The organism is uncultured Maricaulis sp. (assembly GCF_963975345.1).
Classification (GTDB): Bacteria; Pseudomonadota; Alphaproteobacteria; order Caulobacterales; family Maricaulaceae; genus Maricaulis.
Window position 1 is genome coordinate 113,485 of the sequence record NZ_CAXBGE010000009.1, and the last position, 19,182, is coordinate 132,666.

Genomic DNA, 19,182 nt, shown 5'->3' on the forward strand with positions numbered 1-19,182 from the left:
CCCTTACATAGTGGGATCGCTGGCGCGTACAACACGGCAGAGTGTTACAACATTCACAAGGGCAGCGCCGGCACGCCGTAACTGCCGCGCACAGGCCGACGCGGTGGCACCGGTTGTGAACACATCGTCGACCAGAACGACATGGCATCCATCAAGCCTGTGGCCGGGGGCTATCCGGAAAGCGCCGGCCATATTGCGCCGCCGCGACAACACGCTCTTGCCGGCCTGGCTTGGTGTTGCCCGCGCCCGCAACAGCCAGCTGGCCTGCATCGGAATGCCGGTCTGGCGCGAGAGGGCCTCCCCCAGCAGTGCCGATTGATTATAGCGCCGCGCCAACAGGCGGCGCCAGTGCAGCGGCACCGGCAAAATATAATCAGCACCCTCAAGACAGTCCTCGCCAGCGCGTGCCATCCAGCGGGCAAATTGCCCGATCATCTCGCGCCGGCCGCCATTCTTGAAACCCAACACCAGCGCCCGCGAGGCGTCGCCATAGGCCAGCGGCGCCCGCGCCCGGTCGAATTTGGGTGGCCGGGCAATGCAGGTCGCACACAAAATTCCGACCTCGGCGCCGAGACCGGATGGATAGGGAAAGGGCAAGCCACAACATTCGCACCAGGGCGCATCGAGAAATTCCAGCCCTTGCCAGACGCTCGCATCAAGCCGGCCGCTGACATCGACCGGCACACCGCGCACCGGGCAGACCGGCGGCCAGATCGCATCGGCGAGTGCGCTCAGAACGTGCTTGCTCACATCGCCCCCTTTCCTTGGCGCGCCGCAAAAGGCATATCGGCAGCATGTCGCCTGACCTGCCCCCGCAATTGTTCGATCGAGGCCTGTTGCGCCAACGCCGCAATCGTGTGGCGAGCATCATACAGTCATACAATTTTCTCGTGCAACGGGCATTCGACGATATTTGCGACCGCGTCGAGGGTGTGATGCGCGATTTCGATAGCGCCCTGATCCTCGGCGGTGGGCCCGGCCTGCTCGACGAAGTGCGCCAACGCCATGCCGGCAGCAAGACCGCTTGGATCGCGCAGAGCGATTTGGCGCCCGCCGTGGCGAGCCGACTTGAAGGCGCCGCCCTGGCGCTCGACGAGGAACGCCTGCCCTTCGCCGATGCCAGCCTCGATCTCATCATGGCGCCGCTCGGCCTGCACTGGACCAACGACCTGCCCGGCGTGCTGGTACAAATCCGCCGAGTTCTGAAGCCGGACGGGTTTTTCGCGGCGGCGCTGTTGGGCGGCAATAGCCTGACCGAATTGCGCCAATGCCTGATGGCAGCCGAAGCCGAACTGACCGGCGGCGCCCATGCGCGGGTGTCGCCCTTGGCCGGCACATTCGACATTGCAGCCCTGCTGCAACGCGCCGGCTTCACCATGCCCGTTGCCGATATCGACCGTGTCACGGTGCGCTATGACAATGCCTTCGCCCTGATGGCCGATCTGCGCGGCATGGGCGAGACCAGCATTCTCGCCGACCGTCCGCGCACTCCGGCGACACGGGCGCTGTTCGTGCGGATGGCGGAGATTTATGCGGCGCGTTTTTCCGATCCGGACGGGCGCATCCGCGCCAGCTTCGAGATCGTCCACGCCGCCGGCTGGGCCCCGCATCCCGATCAGCCGGTCGCGAAACGGCCCGGTTCGGCAACCGTCAGACTGGCCGATGCGCTGGGTGTGACGGAAAAATCTGCGGGTGAGAAAGCCGGGCGCTAGAGCGCGCCGGTGACATCCTGGTACAGCCGGGTCATGGCGGGGCCGAACGTCGCCCACAGGCCAAGAATGACCGTCGCCATCGCCGCGGCAATCATACCGTACTCGATGGCGGTGGCACCGCTTTGGTCACGAACGAAATGGTTCAGCATCGACATCACAGGCGATCCCTCAACTCGGAGGCCAGCGAAATATCCGCGGCCGGCATGCGATAATCGCGCAGCTTTTCCTTGCGCACCCAAGCGAGCTGCTGACCTTCATTGGGCTGGGGAAATCCGTCCCAGGTGCGGCACAGAAAAAGCGGCATCACGAGGTGGAAGTCCGGATAGGGGTGCGAGACGAAGGCAAAAGGGTCCAGACACCGTTCGCACGGTTCGACACTCAGCTCTTCACGCAATTCGCGAACCACAGCCTGCTCCGGTGTCTCGCCCGGCTCGATCTTGCCACCGGGGAATTCCCAAAGACCCGCCATCGGCTTTCCCTCGGGTCGCTTGGCGATCAGGATGCGGCCATCCGAATCAAGCAAGGCACAAGCAGCGACATAAAGGACCGGTTTGGGGCCAGATTCAGCCATTATGAACAAACTCCGTTAAGGGCAGGTGCAGGAAAGCGATTAAACAGGCCTTAGCCCGGATCGGCGGCTGGCGCCGCTGGCGGATCGGCCGGCGGCTCTCCCGTTTGCGCGGCTGGACCATCAGGATCGCCAGCAGCGCCGGTCACGTCACCACTTGCAGGTGCCAATGTGAGAGCAGCATCGGGCAACGGTATCCGCTCTATCACAGCCTGCTGACGCAGCCCGTCAATCAGGCTCTCCAGCTGGTCGAAAGTATAAAAGCGCACGATATTGGGCCGTAGCGTCTCAAGCGAAGGTGGCGGTTCGCGCCGGCGATCAACCACCTGCAGGATATGCCAGCCAAACTCGGTCTGGAATGGCTCAGACGTTTCCCCTTCGCCGGTGTTGAACGCCACAGCGCCAAACGCCGGCAGCACGCCCTCACGGGAAAAATAGCCCAAATCGCCGCCCTGCAGCCGCGTGGCCGGGTCCAGGCTCATGCGGACCGCGAGCGCCGAAAAATCGCCGCCAGCATCGACCAAAGCCTTGATCGCCTCAGCCTCCTCACGGGTATCGACCAGAATATGGCGGGCGCGAACTTCCTCGCCGAGCGGGATTAATTGCACCTGCTCCTGATAAATCCGCTCGATCGTTTCCTCATTGACCGCATCGGCGAGGGCCGTCTCGACCAGCACATTGCCCAGAATGCGCTCCTGGGCGAGGGCGAGGCGCCGCTGGGCTTCCTCAGACTGGTCGAGGCCGCGCCGACGCGCTTCCATCGCCAGCAGCCGCTGATCGATCAAATCATTGAGCACCGCCGCGAATGCGTCTGTGCCCGGCGCGGCGGGCGCGGTTTCGCTGCCTTCGACCTGGCTCGCAGCCTCGCGCTCAACATCGGAGCGCCGGATCACGGTGCCATCGACCCGCGCCATCACGGGATCGCGCGCGTCCAATGTCAGCGTCGCTCCGGAGGCGGCAATATCGGCGGCTGTCCGCCGCGGTTCAGGGCCGCATCCGGCAAGCATGGCTAGCACCAAGCCGACTGCAAATAGACGTTTCATCGACACTATCTTCACCTTGCCGGGCCGTGCGGACGCAGAGCCTGCCGCGCGGCTTGATTGACACTGAATGTCCCCATCCTTAAGTCAGCCAGACGTTTAAAAGCAATGCCAGCGCCTGCGCCGGTCCATTGATCTGGCCCTTGCGCACTTGCTAGCCCAACCGTTGTTCGCAAAGCCAGACACCATGCTCTCACTTGCCCGCAAGATATTCGGAACCGAAACCGGTCGCAAACTGCGCCGCATGAAGCCGATTGTCGATCAAATCAACGCACTTGAAGCCGAATACAAGGCGCTCTCTGATGAGGCCCTGAAAGGCAAAACCGCAGAGTTCCGGGCGCGCCTCGAACAGGGCGCCAAGCTCAATGATCTGCTGCCGGAAGCTTTTGCGGCGGTTCGCGAAGCGGCCGACCGGGCGATTGGTCTGCGCCCCTATGACGTCCAGCTGATGGGCGGCATCGTGCTCAATGACAGCGCCATCGCCGAGATGAAGACCGGTGAGGGCAAGACGCTCGTCGCCACCCTGCCCTGCTATCTCAACGCTCTGCCGGGCACCGGCGTGCATGTTGTGACCGTCAATGATTATCTCGCGACGCGGGATTCGGAATGGATGGGCCTGGTTTTCGCGCAATTGGGCATGACGACCGGCGTCATCTCCCACGGCAAGACCGACGCGGAGCGCCGCGCCGCCTATGCGTGCGACGTCACCTATGCGACCAATAACGAACTCGGCTTCGATTATTTGCGCGACAATATGAAATACACGATCGAGGAAATGGTCCAGCGCGGCCATGCCTATGCCCTCGTCGACGAAGTCGATTCAATCCTGATCGACGAAGCGCGTACGCCGCTGATCATCTCGGGCCGCACCGAAGACCGTACCGAATTCTACAAGACGATCGACGCGCTGATCCCGCAATTGGCCGAAGACTGTTATGAGATCGACGAGAAGGCCCGCTCCATCCTGTTGACCGAAGAGGGCAATGAAGAGATCGAGCGCCTGCTGCGTGAGAACGACTTGCTGAAGGAAGGCGATCTGTACGACATCGAGAATGTCTCGATCGTGCATCACGTCAACCAGGCCCTGAAGGCCCACAAGATCTTCCACATCGACAAGGACTACATCGTCAAGGACGCCGAGGTTCTGCTGATCGATGAATTCACCGGCCGCATGATGCAGGGTCGCCGCCTGTCGGACGGGCTGCACCAGGCCATCGAGGCCAAGGAAGGCGCGCATATCCAGCCGGAGAACCAGACTCTGGCCTCCGTCACCTTCCAGAATTATTTCCGCCTCTACAAAAAGCTTGCCGGCATGACCGGTACTGCCGCGACCGAAGCCGACGAATTCTATTCGATTTATGAGTTGGCGGTGGTCGAGATCCCGACCAATCGCCCAATCGCCCGGGCCGATAATGAAGACGAAGTCTTCCGCACGCTGATCGACAAGTATGCGGCGATTGTCGACGATCTGGTTGATTGCCAGGAACGCGGTCAGCCGGTTCTGGTCGGCACCGTGTCGATCGAAAAATCCGAGCAATTGTCAAAAATGCTCAGCGACAAAAAGACCTTCCGCGACACGCTTGGCCATCTCTATCCCAAGGATGATGCCGAGATCGAGGCGTTCAAGAAGTCCGGCCGCCCCGAGGCCCGTCCGCTCAAGGAAATGCTGAAACTGATCCCGCTCAAGCACCATGTGCTCAACGCGCGCTATCACGAACAGGAAGCCCTGATCGTCGCCGAGGCCGGTGTGCCAGGCGCGATCACCATCGCCACCAACATGGCCGGCCGCGGGACTGACATCCAGCTCGGCGGCAATGCCGATATGCGCATGATGCAATGGATGGCCGAACAGGCTGAAAAGGGCGTCGAGCCGGACGAAGCGGCCATCGCGGCCCAGAAAACCGTCATCGCCGCCGACATTGCCGCCAAGCGTGAAATCGCGCTCAAGGCCGGCGGTCTGTATGTGCTCGGCACGGAACGCCATGAAAGCCGCCGCATCGACAATCAGCTGCGCGGACGTACCGGTCGCCAGGGCGATCCGGGCCGGTCGAAATTCTACATTTCCGTACAGGACGATCTGCTGCGCATCTTCGCACCTGAACGCCTCGACGGGATCATGAAAACCCTCGGGCTGAAAGAGGGCGAGGCGATCATGCACCCCTGGATGTCCAAGGCGCTGGAAACCTCGCAGAAAAAGGTCGAGCAGCGCAATTTCGACATCCGCAAGAACGTCCTCAAATATGATGACGTGATGAATGATCAGCGCAAGGCCGTGTTCGAGCAGCGCATCGATTTCATGACCGCAACCGATGTCGCCGACGTCGTCAAGGATATGCGCCACCAGACCGCCGAAGACCTCGTCACCACGCATATCCCGCCGAAAGTCTATGCTGACCAGTGGGATGTTGAGGGCTTGGCCACGGAAGTGCGCGAAGTCTTTGGCCTCGAGCTGCCTGTCGCCGATTGGGCCCAGGAAGAGGGCATCGCCGACGAGGAAATCCTCGAGCGTGTTGTCGACGCCGCAGACCGAGCCTTCGCCGAAAAGGCCGCCAATGGCGGCTCCGAACTGATGCGCCGGATCGAGAAATCCTTCCTGCTGCAGGCGATCGACCAGAATTGGCGCGAGCATCTGCAAAATCTCGACGCGATGCGCTCGATGATCGGTCTGCGCAGTTACGCCCAGCGCGATCCACTCAACGAGTTCAAGACCGAGGCTTTCGCCCTGTTCGAGAAGATGATGGACAGCCTGCGCGTCGAAGTGACCAAGCAGTTGATGCTGATCCGTTTCGAGCGTGCGCCGGCACCGCCGCAAGTGCCGCAGGACGTCACCGCCAGCCATATTGACCCGCGCACCGGCCGCAATGAGATGGGCGAGCCCGACGCGCCCCCCGTCGCATCACGGACGTCGCCGACCCAGCGCCGCACTTCCGAGCCGGTTGATCCCAATCGGCCGGAAACCTGGGGGCGGGTTGCGCGCAACAGCGCCTGCCCTTGTGGGTCGGGCAAGAAATACAAGCAATGCCATGGCGCCATTGCCCCGCGCGACACCCAGGTCTGAGATCCGCCTGCGCCCTGCCCGTTTGGGCGAGGCGCAGGCGCTGTCCGCTCTGTGCCTGCGCTCAAAGGCCCATTGGGGCTATGACGCCGCCTTCATGGCCGCGGTCGGGCCCTATCTTCGCGTGACAGATGACGCGATCCGCGCGGGCCATGCGACCGTAGCCGAAACACCCGATGGCGCGGTGCTGGGGGTCTGTCAAATCGACCCGTCCGGACATGGCGGCTCGCTCGATTTGCTGTTCATTGAGCCAGACGTGATCGGCACCGGAGCCGGGCGAAAGCTGTTTGAGCACGCCAAGTCGCAATTGAAGGCGCTGGGCTTGCCGGTGATGACGATCCTGTCGGACCCTGACGCCGAGCCCGCCTATCTGCACATGGGCGCCCGGCGGGTCGAGATGCGGGCCTCGAAGGTATTTCCGGGGCGGGAGCTGCCTTGGCTTGAGGTCGCGTTGTCATAATTTTCGCAGAATCTGGATTTGCCCTTCTACTACTATGACGACTATTTCACCCTCTGCTTTCCGGCCTGACTGATCTGTGATTTTACCACGACCCGGCATGAACGGGGACAAGCACGGCTCCATGAAATTTGGGTTCAACCGCCCGACTGCAAGTTTATGCGAATAAGTCGCATTGTCGATTGACACCCGCGCCCCGACCATTATGAGAATGCTTCTCATTCATGAAGTAGGGGGATCCGATGATCACGACATTCAGACAGGCCCTGGCCTGTAGCGCCGCGCTTGTCCTCGCGCCGGCCGCAATTTACGCGCAAGACACAACCGAAACGCCTTCCGACCCCATCGACCTGATTGTCGTCACCGGGCATCAGACGCCGTATATCAGACTGTCGGAGACAGCGACCAAGACCGGCCAAGACCTGTTCGACACGCCGCTCAGCGTCTCCATCCTCAACCAGGCTTTCCTCGAGGATTTGCGCTCGGAAACCCTCTCCGACGCCTACCCCTACACACTCGGCCTGAGCCAGTCGGGCACCAATGCCAACAGCTTCTCCTTGCGTGGCCTGCCTTCGGATCTGCAGAATGTGCAGGTTGATGGCCTGCCCGGTCTGGCCTCGCGCTTCGGTTCACCGACCACGGCCAATATCGAGCGCGTCGAGGTGCTCAAAGGCCCCGCCTCGGTACTCTATGGCCTGATGGAGCCGGGCGGTCTGATCAATATCGTGACGCGCCGGCCACAAGCAGAGCGCGCCGACACGCTTAACCTGACCCTGCAGAGCTATGCCTCGGACTCATCATCCTTCGGTACCAATAACGGCGCCACAGCCACTTGGGATTCGACAGGCCCGCTGACCACCGATGAGCGCTGGCTCTATCGTCTGATCGTCAGCGCCGAGCATATCGACTCCTTCCGCGACGGCGTCGGCTACGACAATCTCTACATCTTCCCCTCCCTGTCCTGGCAGATGACGCCCGATGCGCTCGTCACGGTCGGGCTGGAATATGCCAATGAAGAGGGCGACGCCGATGACGGGCTGGTGGCCGTCAATAACGACATCACGCTGACCGCGCCGATCAATGTGCGCTATCAGGAAGACGGTGATTTCGACAATGATGAAGGCCTCGTCGCCTTCGCCCGACTCGATTACGACCTCTCGGCGGATCTGCGGATTCGCGTCAATTACCGCAGCGTCTTCCACGAGGACGAACGCAAGATCTTCGAAAACAATCGCGTCAATGACGCGCCAGATCCGCTCGACGCGACGCTGCGGCGGCGCGACCGGCACCAGCTCAATGGCCGCCAATATCATTTCGTCGACGCCAATCTGGCGTGGAACTTCGACACGGGCCCGGTCGGACACAGCCTGCTGGTCGGTCTCAATGGCGGCTTCGAACAATCCGATTTCGAACGGATCCGCTTCGGCTCGGCGATCACGCCGGATATTTCGGTGTTCGCCCCCCAACATGGCATCGGCACCCCCTCCGCGATCACCGCTGGCAGCGATCGCGTCACCGATTTGTGGAATTACGGCGTCTATCTTCAGGACATGATCGAGATCAGCGAGCCGGTCTCGGTCATGATCGGCGCGCGTTATGACCGCCAGGATGTCGACTTTACCGAACAGGTCAGCGGCTTCTCCGATACCCAGAGCAGCGAAAGCTTCCTGCCCCAGGGCGGGATCGTCTACCGGGCGACGGACCGGCTGTCGCTGTATGCGAGCTATTCCCAATCCTTCAATCCCAACTCCATCGAACGTCGCGCCGCCGACGGCTCCACCTTCGAATCCGAACGCGGCACCCAGCGCGAAATCGGCGTGAAGGCCTCGTTGTGGGACGAACGGGTCAATTTCACCTTCGCCGGGTTTGAGATCGAGAAAACCAATATTCTCGAGCGCGATCTCAATGGCGACTGGGCCCTGATCGGTGCCTTGGAAAGCCGCGGCGTCGAGGCCGAACTCCAGGCCCTGCCGGTGCGCAACTGGCAGTTCCGGCTCGGCTATGCCTATGTCGACTCGATCGTCTCGGAGAGCCCGAGAACGGCGCTCATCGGCGCCCGCAATGCATTCGCGCCGGTGCATGACGCCTTCGCGTGGACCCGCTATAATTACCCGCAATCGGTGATGGGCGGGACCGTCGGGGTCTCGCTCGGCGTCAATTACGAATCCGAACGCGTCACCAATGCGAGCGCGTCGAGCCAGGTCGCCCTGCCCGCCTACACGCGCTTCGACACGGCGGTCTATTTCGAGACCGACCGGTATCGGCTTGCCCTCAATATCGAAAATCTGACCGACGAGACCTACTTCACCGGCGGCACCAATGACACGCGCCTCTACCCGGGCGACCCGCGGCTGATGACGCTCTCGTTGAGGACCGAGTTCTGAGACCGCTACGCCTCATTGCGACACTGAGGACGGTGCATGCCTGGGCCGGCGCCGTCCTCAGCCTCCTGCTCGCCATTCTCGGTCTCAGCGGGGCCTTGCTGGTGTTCGAGGATGACTATCTGCGCGCCAGCTTCCCACCAGCCCGCATCGAAGTGCCCGCCGATCCCGCAACGCTCGGCCAGATCGCCGAACGCGCAGAAGCGACATTCGGAGCCGGGGCGATCCTCTCTATCCGCTTTGCCGATACCGGCTTTGGCCTGACAGAGGTGAGACTGAAATCGGGCGGCGGCGCCTATCTCGATGGCGCCGGTGAACTTGTCGTGCCCTGGGCCGGCAATGGCCGGCCAGAAGTCTGGCTGTTCGACCTGCACCATCACCTGCTGGTCGGCGAAACCGGTGAGATCGTGACCGGCATTGCCGGCCTGGCCGCAGTGTTGTTGACCATCACCGGACTGATCGCCCTTTGGCCCGCACGCCGGATGCAAGGCTTGCGCATCTGGCCACGCACGCCCCAGCGCCGTGAACTCCTCGCCAGCCACCGCAATCTTGGCCTGATGGCGGCCGTGCCGCTGTTGTGGTTCGCCATCTCCGGGGCCGGCATGGTGTTTTCGGAGCAGACGCGCGCTGTCCTGTCGGTTTTGAACGGACCACAAACGAGCGCGGCCACTACCGCCCCCGCCACCCTGGCCGCCGGGCCGGGTGATCTGGACTGGACGACGGCTCTGACGCAGGCGCAGGCGCAATTTCCGCAAGCCCGGATCCGGTTCGCCGTCTGGCCCCGCGGCTCAAGGAGCGAAGCCAGCGTCCGGCTGCGCCAACCAGGCGAATGGCATCCCAATGGACGCAGCTCTGTCAGCTTCGATCCGGCCAGCCAAAGGCTTCTCGCCGTCAGCGATGCCCGCACCGCTCCGCGTAGTGATCAGGTCTATAACGGCTTTTACCCACTCCACGCGGCCCGCATCGGCACCGGCCTCGCCGCGCGGCTTTACGACATGCTCACCGCACTGACAGGCCTGGCGCTCTTCGCTCTGGGCGCGCTGGGTTGCTACGCGTTTTTGGTCAAACGGGTAGGGGCTTTCCGGCGTTTGCGGACCGCTTCGGCGCGAGAGTGGCGCACCCGATAGCCGATTGCCGCTGAAATCGAAACCGTGTGCGAAGCTAGAACGCGCCGCCCGTGGTGCGGCCGATGGCGAGGAAGCGCTCGCGGCGTTTTTGGCGCAATTCCTTGGACGACAGACCGTCCAGCTTGGCCATATTGGCTTCGATGGCATTGCCAACCGCGGCCATGGTTTCCTCAGGATGGCGATGGGCGCCGCCGATTGGCTCGGGGATGATTTCGTCGATAATCTTGAAGGCCAACAGGTCTGGCGCGGTGATTTTCATCGCCACGGCGGCATCCTTGGCCTTGGCCTGATCCTTCCACAGGATCGAGGCGCAGCCTTCCGGCGAGATCACCGAATAGACGGAATGCTCGAGCATCATCACGACATTGGCGCTCGCCAGCGCGACTGCGCCGCCGGAGCCGCCTTCACCGGTAATCACCGAGATCAGCGGCGTGCCGAGCGTCAGGCAGCGTTCGGTCGAGCGGGCAATCGCCTCGGCTTGGCCGCGCTCTTCAGCGCCAAGACCGGGATAAGCGCCGGCCGTATCAACAAAAGTGAGGACGGGGAGTTTGAATTTCTCGGCCAGATCCATGAGGCGGATCGCCTTGCGATAGCCCTCGGGCCGGGCCATGCCGAAATTATGGTGCAGGCGGCTTTCGGTATCATGGCCCTTCTCATGGCCGATCACGACCACGGAGCGGCCACGGAAACGGCCGAGACCACCGACAATCGCCGCGTCTTCAGAGAATCGCCGATCGCCGCACAACTCTTCGAAATCCTCGATCAGCGCCTTACGGTAATCGCGAAAATGCGGCCGTTCGGGATGGCGCGCAACCTGGGTCTTGCGCCACGGATCGAGCTTGCCATACAGGGTAGCCAGCTGTTCGGAGGCCTTCAGGCGCAGTTTCGCTGTCTCTTCGGCCATATCTGGCGCATCGCCGCCGCCCGTGCCGGAGAGCGTTTCGAGCTCTTCGATCTTGGCTTCCAGCTCGGCCAGCGGCCGTTCGAAATCGAGATAGGTACGCGTAGGATCGGACATGCCCGTTGAACGCCTGTGGACGTTTATGAAGGCCGTGAACCTAACCAGCCGCGCCGGGCGTCACAAGTCCGCAATACTGTCAGCAGGCAGCGGCAGGCGCGCGCTCATGGCACACCATCAGTCCCCGGCACGCATCAGGGTGATTGCCCGGATTCCGCTCCGGGTCAGGACGAGCCGCGCGTCGGCGTCGAGCCAGAGATAGGTCGAACTGGCGCGGTCCAGCCAGACGCCTGGGACCACGGGCTCCAGGCGCACGGGCGCTGCAGCGCCGCCGGACAGTTGCAGCCCGTCCTCCGCCGGCTCGATCAGCCAGTCCCGGCCCGGCAGGCTGGGCGATCGCCAACGGCCGGTGAATCCTTCCACCGCACCAGCTCGCGGTTCGATGCGATAGAGTTGCTCAAACGGGCGGCCGAGATAGAAGAAGTTGAGATCGCCCGACAGGCCAACCCTCACCTCAAGATCGGGCAGGTCCGATCTGTAATGCGCGCCGGATTCGACCGGCAGGTATTGACGGGGTTCGCCGCCGGGAACGCCGATCAGAAGCCGGTCGGCGTCAGCAATGACTTGCAACAGAATTGCATCGCCATTGAACGCGCCGGCATAGAGGCCTGCGACGTCCGCCAGCGGCGGTGATGGGGCCGGCAGGGATGCGAAATTCACCTGCTGGGCCGTGACCGCCGCCAGGATATCGAAGCCGATCTGCTCGGCATTCAGGCTGTCGCTATTGGCCAGCACCACGATGCTGACGTCGCCGCCAGGCAGATAACCTATCCAGCTTGAGGCGCCGCGATTGCCGCCGCCATGATGGACCAGAACATCGCCATCGACGGGTGAGACGTGCAGGCCCAGCCCGTAATGCGTATCGGCGCCATTGGGCAGATGGCCGCTTTCGGTTCGCTCGGCTGTGAACTGGCCTAGGCTCTGATCGCGCAATTCGGCCAGCCAGAGCAGCAATTCGGGTGCCGAGGCATAGAGCCCGCCATCGCCGAGAATGTCGGAAAAGACGTAATCGACGGCCTCCGGCGCGTCGGCTGGACCGGAATAGCCGATGGCGCGGCTGTGAAAGCCGTCAGGGTCCGCGACCGGGAACCCGGCCCCGGTCATGCCGAGCGGCGCGAACACATCCTCACCCAGCATTTGCGGCAGGGAGCGACCGTCAATCCGCTGCAGCACATCGGTCAGGAGGACGTAATTGGCATTTGTGTAGGCGAAATTGCTGCCGGGCTCGAAATTAGAGCTGTCCTGTGCCGTGATCAGGGCCGTGACCTCTGCCAGCGTCTCGGTCGGAACATCCACCAGCCTGGACTGAGCCCAATGCTCATAGAAGCCGCTCATATGATGCAGCATCTGCCGGATTGTCGGAACATCGGTGCGGGCAATCGGACCGGTATAGACGTCGACCGGCGCATCGAGATCCAGCACGCCGCGGTCCCGCAGGATCAGGGCCTCAAGCGCGACGAATTGCTTGGTGAGCGATGCGAGATGGAACACCGTGCCGGCCTCAATCGCACGCCCGGAAGCGATATCGGCGAGGCCGCATTGCAGCAGAACCGGCGGTTCCCCGGCCCGCTGCACGGCGAGGCTGAGCCCGGCGCTGGTCGCGGGGTTGGTGACATAGGTGTCGCAAACGGCCTGCAAGCTCCCGGCCAGGTCCGCGCCCGCATCGATCGATTGCGCGTGCACGGGCCCGGAGAGGAGCACCAGGGCCATCAGGCCCGCCAGTGGTTGTCTCGAATGTCGCATATTGCCCCCGATTGTGTGTCGGGGTTCAGCCATAGGCAGGAGCCAGGCCGGGCGCGAGTTAAATTCCGCTCATTTACTTCCCGGACGCGCGAGCGGATGCGCGGTCTCGACCAGGGATTTCAGGCGCTCATCGAGCACATGGGTATAGATCTGCGTCGTCGAGACATCGGCATGGCCAAGCAAGAGCTGGACCGAGCGCAGATCGGCGCCGCGCGCCAGCAAGTGCGTCGCGAACGCATGGCGCAGCACGTGCGGCGACACCCGGGCCGGGTCGAGGCCTGCGGCCAGCGCGACTTCCTGCAGGATCTGGGCGAAGCGTTCGCGGGTCAGATGACCCGATTTCGCCGTGCGTGAGGGAAACAGATAGCGCTGGGCCTTGTGCTGGCCCGATTTGGCAGGCGGCAGATGCGCGGCGCGCACCTCGCGATAGGCCGCCATCGCCTCGAGGGCCGAGGCGGTCAGCGGCACCAGGCGCTCGCGCCCGCCCTTGCCGGTAACGAAAATGCAGCGTTCGGTCTGGATGAAGGCGCTGAGCGGCAGGCTCACCAGTTCTGTGACCCGCAAGCCGCCGGCATAGAGGATTTCCAGCAACGCCCGTGTGCGCAGGCCCGACGGCCCTGGCAAATCGGCGACGGCGCCGAACAGGGCGTCGACATCGGCTTCGCTGAGGATTTTCGGCAGGCTGCGCCCCTGTTTCGGCCCGCGCAGCGGCGTGCAGGGATCATCACTGCGCCGGCCTTCCGAGAGCAGGAAGCGGTAGAAGCGTTTCATCGCGGAGAGCCGCCGCGCCGCTGTCGCTGCCGACAGCCCATCGGATTCAATCCCGGCCAGCACCTGTTCCAGATCGGTGGTCGCGGCCAGGGTCAGCGGGACACCGCGCGCGGCGAGGCGCTGCGAGACATCGGTCAGATCGCGGGCATAGGCGTCGAGTGTGTTGCGGGCGGCGCCGCGCTCGGCGGCCATCATGTCGAGGAAGAGGTCGATCTCCGGACCTGTGTTCACACCGCCCTCGCGACCAGCCGCTCCAGCAACAGATTGAGCGCGGCCCGGCGCAGACCAAGCTGATCGAGCACTGCAGCCGCACGGCTGAGCGTCTCGGCATTGGGCTGGGTGGCGGCCAGAGCCGAAATCGCCAATATCGCTGCTTCAGCCCGGGCATTGGCCCGCGCGGCGGCTTCCATCGCCAGCACTTCGGGCCCGACAGGGATCGCGGATCGCTGCAGCAGGGCCAGGCGCAAGCCCGCCGCTTCACCGGCGCCAAGCCGGTTGAGTGCCAGCATGTCAGGCAAAGCCACGGCGCCATAGGCCTCGAGATGCGCTCCCAGCAGGGCCGAGGTCTGGTCAGTCGCGAGCCGGTCGCGGGCGATGGCAATCGCCAGGTCGAGATTGACCATGCGGCGCGGTGCCGGTGGCACCCAGGCGGAAGGCGCTTCGGTCACGGGATTGTCGAGGAAGGGATCGAGCGGCTTGCCGGTCTCGTCAAACGCCGGGGCTGGCGGCTGTGGCGGACCGTCCATCAGCGCGCCACGCCATTGCGAGGCGGTGCGGACATCGCCGCTCAACAGGGCTGCGAGGGCAAAGCGATAGCCGTCGCTCAGCGTTGTGCGGGTCACTGGCAGGGTGTGAACTTCGCCGCCATAAGCGCGTGCCGCTGCGGCAAAAGCGTGCGCACTCACCGCATCGTCCAGCAGACCGGAAAGCGCGGCCGCAGCCAGTTCGCGATCAACGCCCTGGACCAGCACGGCTTCCAGCGCCGCAGTACGCTCCAGGCCCGGCAGGACCAGCGCAGCAGCCAGAGCCGTCGCGGGATCACTGGCCGGAACCGGGGCCGGCGCGGCACGGCCGTGTACGAAGCGTTGCAGCCAGCCCGGTGCACCGGTCACATCGAGATCATCGACGCCGGCATCGCTGCCGAGCCGATGCGCCATGGCGAGTTTCAGACCCGAATCGATGACGGGCATGGTGGCCGGGCTCTCGCCGTGGAGCGTGATCGCGAACAGCATCGTGTCATAGCCGGCATCGTCGCTGGCATTGCGTGCCAGCTCCGCCGTCAATTCAGCCGCGCTGTCCTGACCATCTAGCGCCAGGCAGAAGGCCCGCGAGCGCAGCCAGTAGGCCTGCTCGCGGCCACGCAGCAGCGCATTCGCCGTATGACAGGCATTGCGCGTATTGCCGCTCGCGAAGGCCAGTTCCGCATGCAGGCGTGAAAGCGGTTCATTCTGGTTCAGATTGGGTGTGCGTTCGAGCAAGTCATAGGCTTCAAACACGCCGCCGGCGGCGAGCAGACGGTCAGCGCGCAGGACAGGCAGCGCCTGATCACCGCGTCCGCCCGCAGGCGGATAGCCGCCGGAGCTGAGCACGGATCGCGCCAACTCTGCCACGGCCGGCGAGGCATAGCCCGCCCCGTCGGCGGTCGGCAGCCGGGTGAGCACCTGGCTGGCCATGTCCAGATCGCTGCCATCCCACAGCGCGATACCCATCGCTGCGTCAGGCAGACCAACCTCAAGCGGATCAAGCGCATCGAGACTTTGAACTTCGATGGGCGCCTGCGCGAGGGCGGAACCGCCCAACAGCAAAGCCAGACCGCTAGCGCGGAAAATTATCGTCCAGTTGGACACGAACTTCCTCCTGCGACGGCTGCATGCCGTTCGCGATAACCATCAACGTGCCGAAGCCCGCTGCAAGAATGCCGGCGACAACCACCAGACCGACCAGAAAACCCCGCATGAATTCACCTTCCTCATGTGCAATTGGTGCGCCACCAGCATGGCAAACATCAGCGAGCCAAGGGTAACCCGGATTGCGGCGATTTCCAGACGCTTTATACCGATGTGATGACCCGCACTGCTTTAGATGATCGCTGCGTCGTACTGATCGGCCTGATGGGCGCCGGCAAGACCACGGTCGGGCGCCGTCTGGCTGCGATCATGGACCGGCCTTTCAACGATGCCGACCATGAGATTGAACGCGCCGCCGGCCGCAGTGTCAGCGAGATTTTCAACGATTTCGGCGAAGCCGCCTTCCGCGAGGGCGAACGCAAAGTCATCGCGCGCCTGCTTGATGAGGCGCCGATGGTGCTGGCACTGGGCGGCGGCTCCTTTGTCGACCCGCAGACCCGCGCCTTGGTGAAGGAGCGCGCGGTCTCGGTCTGGCTGCAGGCCGATATCGAGACCCTGGCCACGCGTGTCGCCCGGCGCGATACGCGGCCGCTTCTGCGCGATGGCGATCCGCTGGAAATTCTCGGAAACCTGCTTGAAACGCGTGAGCCCGCCTATGCCGAAGCCGATATCCGGATCGATGCATCGGCGGGCAATCACCAGGCAACAGCACAGATCATTCTCGCCGCACTGAAGGATTGGGAGGCCGTCCAGTGAGCCCGGTTCTCACAGTGCCGGTTGGCCTCGGGGCTCGCAGCTATGACGTGCTGGTCGGCGAAGGCGCACTCGACACCGCCGCCGAACGCCTGCCCGCCCTGTTTCCGCGCCGGCGCGCCATCCTCGTCACCGACAGCCATGTCGCGCCGCTACACCTGGACCGCGTCACGGCCCTGCTGGCGCGCGCCGGCATTGCCTGCGATCCGATCGTGATGGAGCCGGGCGAGCGCGCCAAGAGTTTTGCCGGACTGGAACAGCTCGTCGATGCCCTGCTGGACCGCAATATCGAACGCTCCGAAGCCATCATCGCTCTGGGCGGCGGCGTGATCGGTGATCTGACCGGCTTTGCCGCGGCGGTCACCAAGCGCGGCGTCGATTTCGTGCAAATCCCGACCACATTGCTGGCCCAGGTCGACAGTTCGGTCGGGGGCAAGACCGGCATCAATACCCGCCAGGGCAAGAATTTCGCCGGCGCCTTCCACCAGCCGCGCCTGGTGATCGCCGACACCAGCCTGCTCGCCACCCTGCCCGAACGCGAACGCCGGGCCGGTTATGCCGAGATCGTCAAGGCCGCGCTGATCGGCGATGCGGCGATGTTCGAACGTCTCGATGCGGCTGGCACCGGCGTGCTGCAGGGCGCACCGCTGGCACAAGCGATTGCCGACGCCGTAGGCTTTAAAGCGCGCATCGTCGCCGAGGACGAGCTGGAGCATGGCCACCGCGCTTTGCTCAATCTCGGCCACACCTTCGCCCATGCCTTCGAAGCGGAAGCGCCCAAGGACGCGATCCGCCATGGCGAGGCTGTCGCGGCGGGGATTGCCCTGGCCTTTCGCTATTCGGTGGCGCGCGGCGAATGCCCAAAGGCCGACGCCGACCGCGTCGAGGCGCATTTGCGCACCGTCGGTCTGCCCTGGAGTGGCGCAAGCCTTGCCCATACCGGCTGGGATGCGAGCCGGCTGGTCGAGCGGATGCGCGATGACAAGAAAAACCAGGCCGGGGAAATCACCTTGATTCTCGCCCGTGGTATTGGCAAAGCATGGATAGACCCTCGGATTGACGCGACACATCTGGTCGCATTTTTGGAGACTTCGCTCTCATGAGCCTCGACTGGAGCCTGATTGGCCCCGCCCTGCTGATTATTGGCCTGCTGATGCTGTCGGCCTTTTTCTCCGGTTCGGAAACCTCACTGACCGCAACCTCGCGTGCGCGCATCCTGCAGCTCGAGCGCGACAAAAACCCGGCCGCCGCGCGGGTCAACCGGCTGATCAGCGATGGCGAAGGCCTGCTCGGCTCACTGCTGCTCGGCAATAATCTGGTCAATATCGCCGCCTCCATGCTCACCGGACAATTATTCGCTCGCATGCTCGGCGGCGAGCACAGCGTCTGGATCGCCACGGCGGTGATGACGGTCGTGGTGCTGGTGTTCGCTGAAGTGATGCCGAAAACCTATGCCCTGTCGAACCCGGAGCGTTTCGCGCTCGCGGTGTCGCGGCCGGTGCTGGTGATCGTTCAGATTTTCGCGCCGATTGTCGGTGCGGTCCAAACGATTGTGCGCGGCGTGTTGCGCCTGCTCGGCGCCCGGGTCGAAGGCCCGGTCCTGTCAGCCCATGACGAATTGCGCGGCGCAATCGCGCTGCATCACGAGGATGGCGGTGTGGTCAAGAATGACCGTGACATGCTCGGCGGCGTGCTCGACCTGCGCGAACTGACCGTCGACGACATCATGGTCCACCGCAAATCCATCCACATGATCGATATCGACCTGCCGGCCTCGGAAATCGCTCAGGACGCGCTGCACAGTCCGCATACGCGCCTGCCGCTCTATCAGGGTGATCCGGACAATATCGTCGGCGTGCTACATGCGCGCGATCTGGCGCGTGCGATGCACGACAATAATGGCGACCCGTCGACGATCAATATTCAGGCGATCCTGCGCGAGCCCTGGTTTGTGCCGGAGACCACCGAAGTGCTCGACCAGCTCAACGCGTTCCGCGAAAAGCGCGAGCATTTCGCCCTCGTCGTCGACGAATATGGCGCGCTGATGGGTCTGGTGACGCTGGAAGATATTCTCGAAGAGATCGTCGGCGCGATCGAGGACGAGCACGACATCACCGTCGAAGGCATCAAGCCGGAGGCCGAAGGCACTTGGCTGGTCGATGGCGTGATCCCGATCCGCGATCTCAATCGGGCCCTCGACTGGCATTTGCCCGACGAGGAGGCCGTCACCCTGGCCGGCCTGGTGATCCACGAGGCCCAGACGATTCCGGAACGCGGCCAGGTGTTTCATTTCCACGGCGTGCGGTTTGAAGTCGCCGAACGGCGCCGCAACCAGATCACCCAATTGCGCGTCAGCGCCAGCCCGGACTGAGGCGGAGCACCTACTCGCCCGGAGCCCGCGCCTTGATCGCCAGCGCATGGATCGGGCCCTTGAGCGGCTCGGCCAGCGCTTCATTGACCAAGCGGTGGCGGGCGACCCGTCCGAGCCCCTCAAACCGGCTGGAGACAATCTCAACGCTGAAATGGCTCTCCCCGCCGGGGCGCGCACCTGCATGACCCGCGTGCAAATGGCTGTCATCGCTGACATTCAGGGTCACCGGTGCCAGCGCCTCGCGCAGGCGGGTTTCGATCTGATCTCTCATCGTCATCATTAATGTCACCTTTTTTGACACCCGTTTCATTGCCGCTTTACCTGCGCATGACCATAATT

Annotated in this window: 18 protein-coding genes; 8 read left to right on the top strand and 10 right to left on the bottom strand. The window is 63.6% G+C overall.

All coding sequences use genetic code 11. The features are described from left to right. Positions 1–3: 3 nt before the first annotated feature. On the bottom strand, positions 4–750 hold the full coding sequence (locus AAC029_RS11120; protein WP_339747587.1) for a ComF family protein: 747 nt from the start codon (positions 748–750) through the stop codon (positions 4–6). Between the two features lie 44 nt (positions 751–794). Here AAC029_RS11120 and AAC029_RS11125 point away from each other — a divergent pair, with 44 nt between their 5' ends. Then, entirely contained in the window at positions 795–1,712 is a 918-nt protein-coding gene (locus tag AAC029_RS11125; protein WP_339747589.1) for a methyltransferase domain-containing protein, read from the top strand. Here AAC029_RS11125 and AAC029_RS11130 read toward each other — a convergent pair. Genes AAC029_RS11130 through AAC029_RS11140 form a run of 3 tightly spaced genes read right to left on the bottom strand, consistent with a single transcriptional unit; the run spans position 1,709 to position 3,323 of the window. Further along, complete coding sequence (locus tag AAC029_RS11130; protein ID WP_339747592.1) at positions 1,709–1,867, bottom strand: Flp family type IVb pilin; 159 nt, start codon at positions 1,865–1,867, stop codon at positions 1,709–1,711. The genes AAC029_RS11125 and AAC029_RS11130 overlap by 4 nt on opposite strands. Next, a complete protein-coding gene (mutT, locus tag AAC029_RS11135; protein ID WP_339747594.1) occupies positions 1,867–2,283 on the bottom strand; it encodes an 8-oxo-dGTP diphosphatase MutT in 417 nt (138 codons plus the stop codon). Before mutT ends, AAC029_RS11130 begins: the two co-directional genes overlap by 1 nt. A 50-nt stretch (positions 2,284–2,333) precedes the next feature. Continuing rightward, positions 2,334–3,323 (bottom strand): peptidylprolyl isomerase, encoded by a 990-nt coding sequence (locus AAC029_RS11140; RefSeq protein ID WP_339747597.1) that lies wholly within the window; start codon positions 3,321–3,323, stop codon positions 2,334–2,336. Between the two features lie 184 nt (positions 3,324–3,507). On the opposite strand from AAC029_RS11140, the gene secA reads away from it, so the two are divergent. From secA to AAC029_RS11160, 4 genes are all read left to right on the top strand, one after another. Further along, positions 3,508–6,378 (top strand): preprotein translocase subunit SecA, encoded by a 2,871-nt coding sequence (gene secA, locus AAC029_RS11145; protein WP_339747599.1) that lies wholly within the window; start codon positions 3,508–3,510, stop codon positions 6,376–6,378. After that, entirely contained in the window at positions 6,344–6,835 is a 492-nt protein-coding gene (locus AAC029_RS11150; protein WP_339747601.1) for a GNAT family N-acetyltransferase, read from the top strand. The genes secA and AAC029_RS11150 overlap by 35 nt, the downstream gene beginning before the upstream one ends. A gap of 239 nt (positions 6,836–7,074) precedes the next feature. Further along, a complete protein-coding gene (locus AAC029_RS11155) occupies positions 7,075–9,216 on the top strand; it encodes a TonB-dependent receptor (RefSeq protein ID WP_339747603.1) in 2,142 nt (713 codons plus the stop codon). 32 nt (positions 9,217–9,248) lie between these two features. Continuing rightward, positions 9,249–10,340 carry a PepSY-associated TM helix domain-containing protein gene (locus AAC029_RS11160; protein WP_339747605.1) on the top strand — a complete coding sequence of 364 codons (1,092 nt, stop codon included), beginning with the start codon at positions 9,249–9,251 and terminating at the stop codon, positions 10,338–10,340. Positions 10,341–10,374: 34 nt separating this feature from the next. On the opposite strand, the gene AAC029_RS11165 is transcribed toward AAC029_RS11160, so the two are convergent. From AAC029_RS11165 to AAC029_RS11185, 5 genes are all read right to left on the bottom strand, one after another. Next, the gene (locus AAC029_RS11165; protein ID WP_339747607.1) at positions 10,375–11,358 is read right to left on the bottom strand and encodes an acetyl-CoA carboxylase carboxyltransferase subunit alpha; all 984 of its coding nucleotides are present in this window, start codon (positions 11,356–11,358) and stop codon (positions 10,375–10,377) included. Between the two features lie 117 nt (positions 11,359–11,475). Next, entirely contained in the window at positions 11,476–13,068 is a 1,593-nt protein-coding gene (locus AAC029_RS11170; protein WP_339747609.1) for a serine hydrolase domain-containing protein, read from the bottom strand. A 102-nt stretch (positions 13,069–13,170) separates the two neighbouring features. Next, a complete protein-coding gene (locus tag AAC029_RS11175; RefSeq protein WP_339747611.1) occupies positions 13,171–14,103 on the bottom strand; it encodes a site-specific tyrosine recombinase XerD in 933 nt (310 codons plus the stop codon). Beyond that, positions 14,100–15,719, bottom strand: a complete 1,620-nt coding sequence (locus tag AAC029_RS11180) for a hypothetical protein (RefSeq protein ID WP_339747613.1) — start codon at positions 15,717–15,719, stop codon at positions 14,100–14,102. Before AAC029_RS11180 ends, AAC029_RS11175 begins: the two co-directional genes overlap by 4 nt. Beyond that, positions 15,688–15,828, bottom strand: a complete 141-nt coding sequence (locus tag AAC029_RS11185) for a hypothetical protein (RefSeq protein WP_339747615.1) — start codon at positions 15,826–15,828, stop codon at positions 15,688–15,690. The genes AAC029_RS11180 and AAC029_RS11185 overlap by 32 nt, the downstream gene beginning before the upstream one ends. Before the next feature lie 26 nt (positions 15,829–15,854). Here AAC029_RS11185 and AAC029_RS11190 point away from each other — a divergent pair, with 26 nt between their 5' ends. The 3 genes from AAC029_RS11190 to AAC029_RS11200 are packed head-to-tail and all read left to right on the top strand — an operon-like array spanning position 15,855 to position 18,843. Continuing rightward, positions 15,855–16,475, top strand: coding sequence for a shikimate kinase (locus AAC029_RS11190; protein ID WP_339747618.1), 621 nt, complete (start codon positions 15,855–15,857; stop codon positions 16,473–16,475). Next, positions 16,472–17,575 carry a 3-dehydroquinate synthase gene (gene aroB / locus AAC029_RS11195; protein WP_339747620.1) on the top strand — a complete coding sequence of 368 codons (1,104 nt, stop codon included), beginning with the start codon at positions 16,472–16,474 and terminating at the stop codon, positions 17,573–17,575. The genes AAC029_RS11190 and aroB overlap by 4 nt, the downstream gene beginning before the upstream one ends. Beyond that, a complete protein-coding gene (locus tag AAC029_RS11200; protein WP_339747622.1) occupies positions 17,572–18,843 on the top strand; it encodes an HlyC/CorC family transporter in 1,272 nt (423 codons plus the stop codon). The genes aroB and AAC029_RS11200 overlap by 4 nt, the downstream gene beginning before the upstream one ends. A gap of 10 nt (positions 18,844–18,853) precedes the next feature. Here the strand turns inward: AAC029_RS11200 and AAC029_RS11205 are convergent, their stop codons facing one another. Beyond that, positions 18,854–19,123: a BolA family protein gene (locus AAC029_RS11205; RefSeq protein ID WP_339747625.1), complete on the bottom strand. Its 270-nt coding sequence runs from the start codon at positions 19,121–19,123 to the stop codon at positions 18,854–18,856. Positions 19,124–19,182 lie beyond the last annotated feature (59 nt).

Bases quoted from the DNA above. Each gene is read 5' to 3' on its own strand.
- AAC029_RS11185 (WP_339747615.1), bottom strand. From the start codon at position 15,828: ATGCGGGGTTTTCTGGTCGGTCTGGTGGTTGTCGCCGGCATTCTTGCA.
- AAC029_RS11140 (WP_339747597.1), bottom strand. From the start codon at position 3,323: ATGAAACGTCTATTTGCAGTCGGCTTGGTGCTAGCCATGCTTGCCGGA.
- AAC029_RS11205 (WP_339747625.1), bottom strand. From the start codon at position 19,123: ATGATGACGATGAGAGATCAGATCGAAACCCGCCTGCGCGAGGCGCTG.
- AAC029_RS11125 (WP_339747589.1), top strand. From the start codon at position 795: ATGTCGCCTGACCTGCCCCCGCAATTGTTCGATCGAGGCCTGTTGCGC.
- AAC029_RS11170 (WP_339747609.1), bottom strand. From the start codon at position 13,068: ATGGCCCTGGTGCTCCTCTCCGGGCCCGTGCACGCGCAATCGATCGAT.
- secA (WP_339747599.1), top strand. From the start codon at position 3,508: ATGCTCTCACTTGCCCGCAAGATATTCGGAACCGAAACCGGTCGCAAA.
- AAC029_RS11150 (WP_339747601.1), top strand. From the start codon at position 6,344: ATGGCGCCATTGCCCCGCGCGACACCCAGGTCTGAGATCCGCCTGCGC.
- AAC029_RS11155 (WP_339747603.1), top strand. From the start codon at position 7,075: ATGATCACGACATTCAGACAGGCCCTGGCCTGTAGCGCCGCGCTTGTC.
- AAC029_RS11130 (WP_339747592.1), bottom strand. From the start codon at position 1,867: ATGTCGATGCTGAACCATTTCGTTCGTGACCAAAGCGGTGCCACCGCC.
- mutT (WP_339747594.1), bottom strand. From the start codon at position 2,283: ATGGCTGAATCTGGCCCCAAACCGGTCCTTTATGTCGCTGCTTGTGCC.
- AAC029_RS11165 (WP_339747607.1), bottom strand. From the start codon at position 11,358: ATGTCCGATCCTACGCGTACCTATCTCGATTTCGAACGGCCGCTGGCC.
- AAC029_RS11200 (WP_339747622.1), top strand. From the start codon at position 17,572: ATGAGCCTCGACTGGAGCCTGATTGGCCCCGCCCTGCTGATTATTGGC.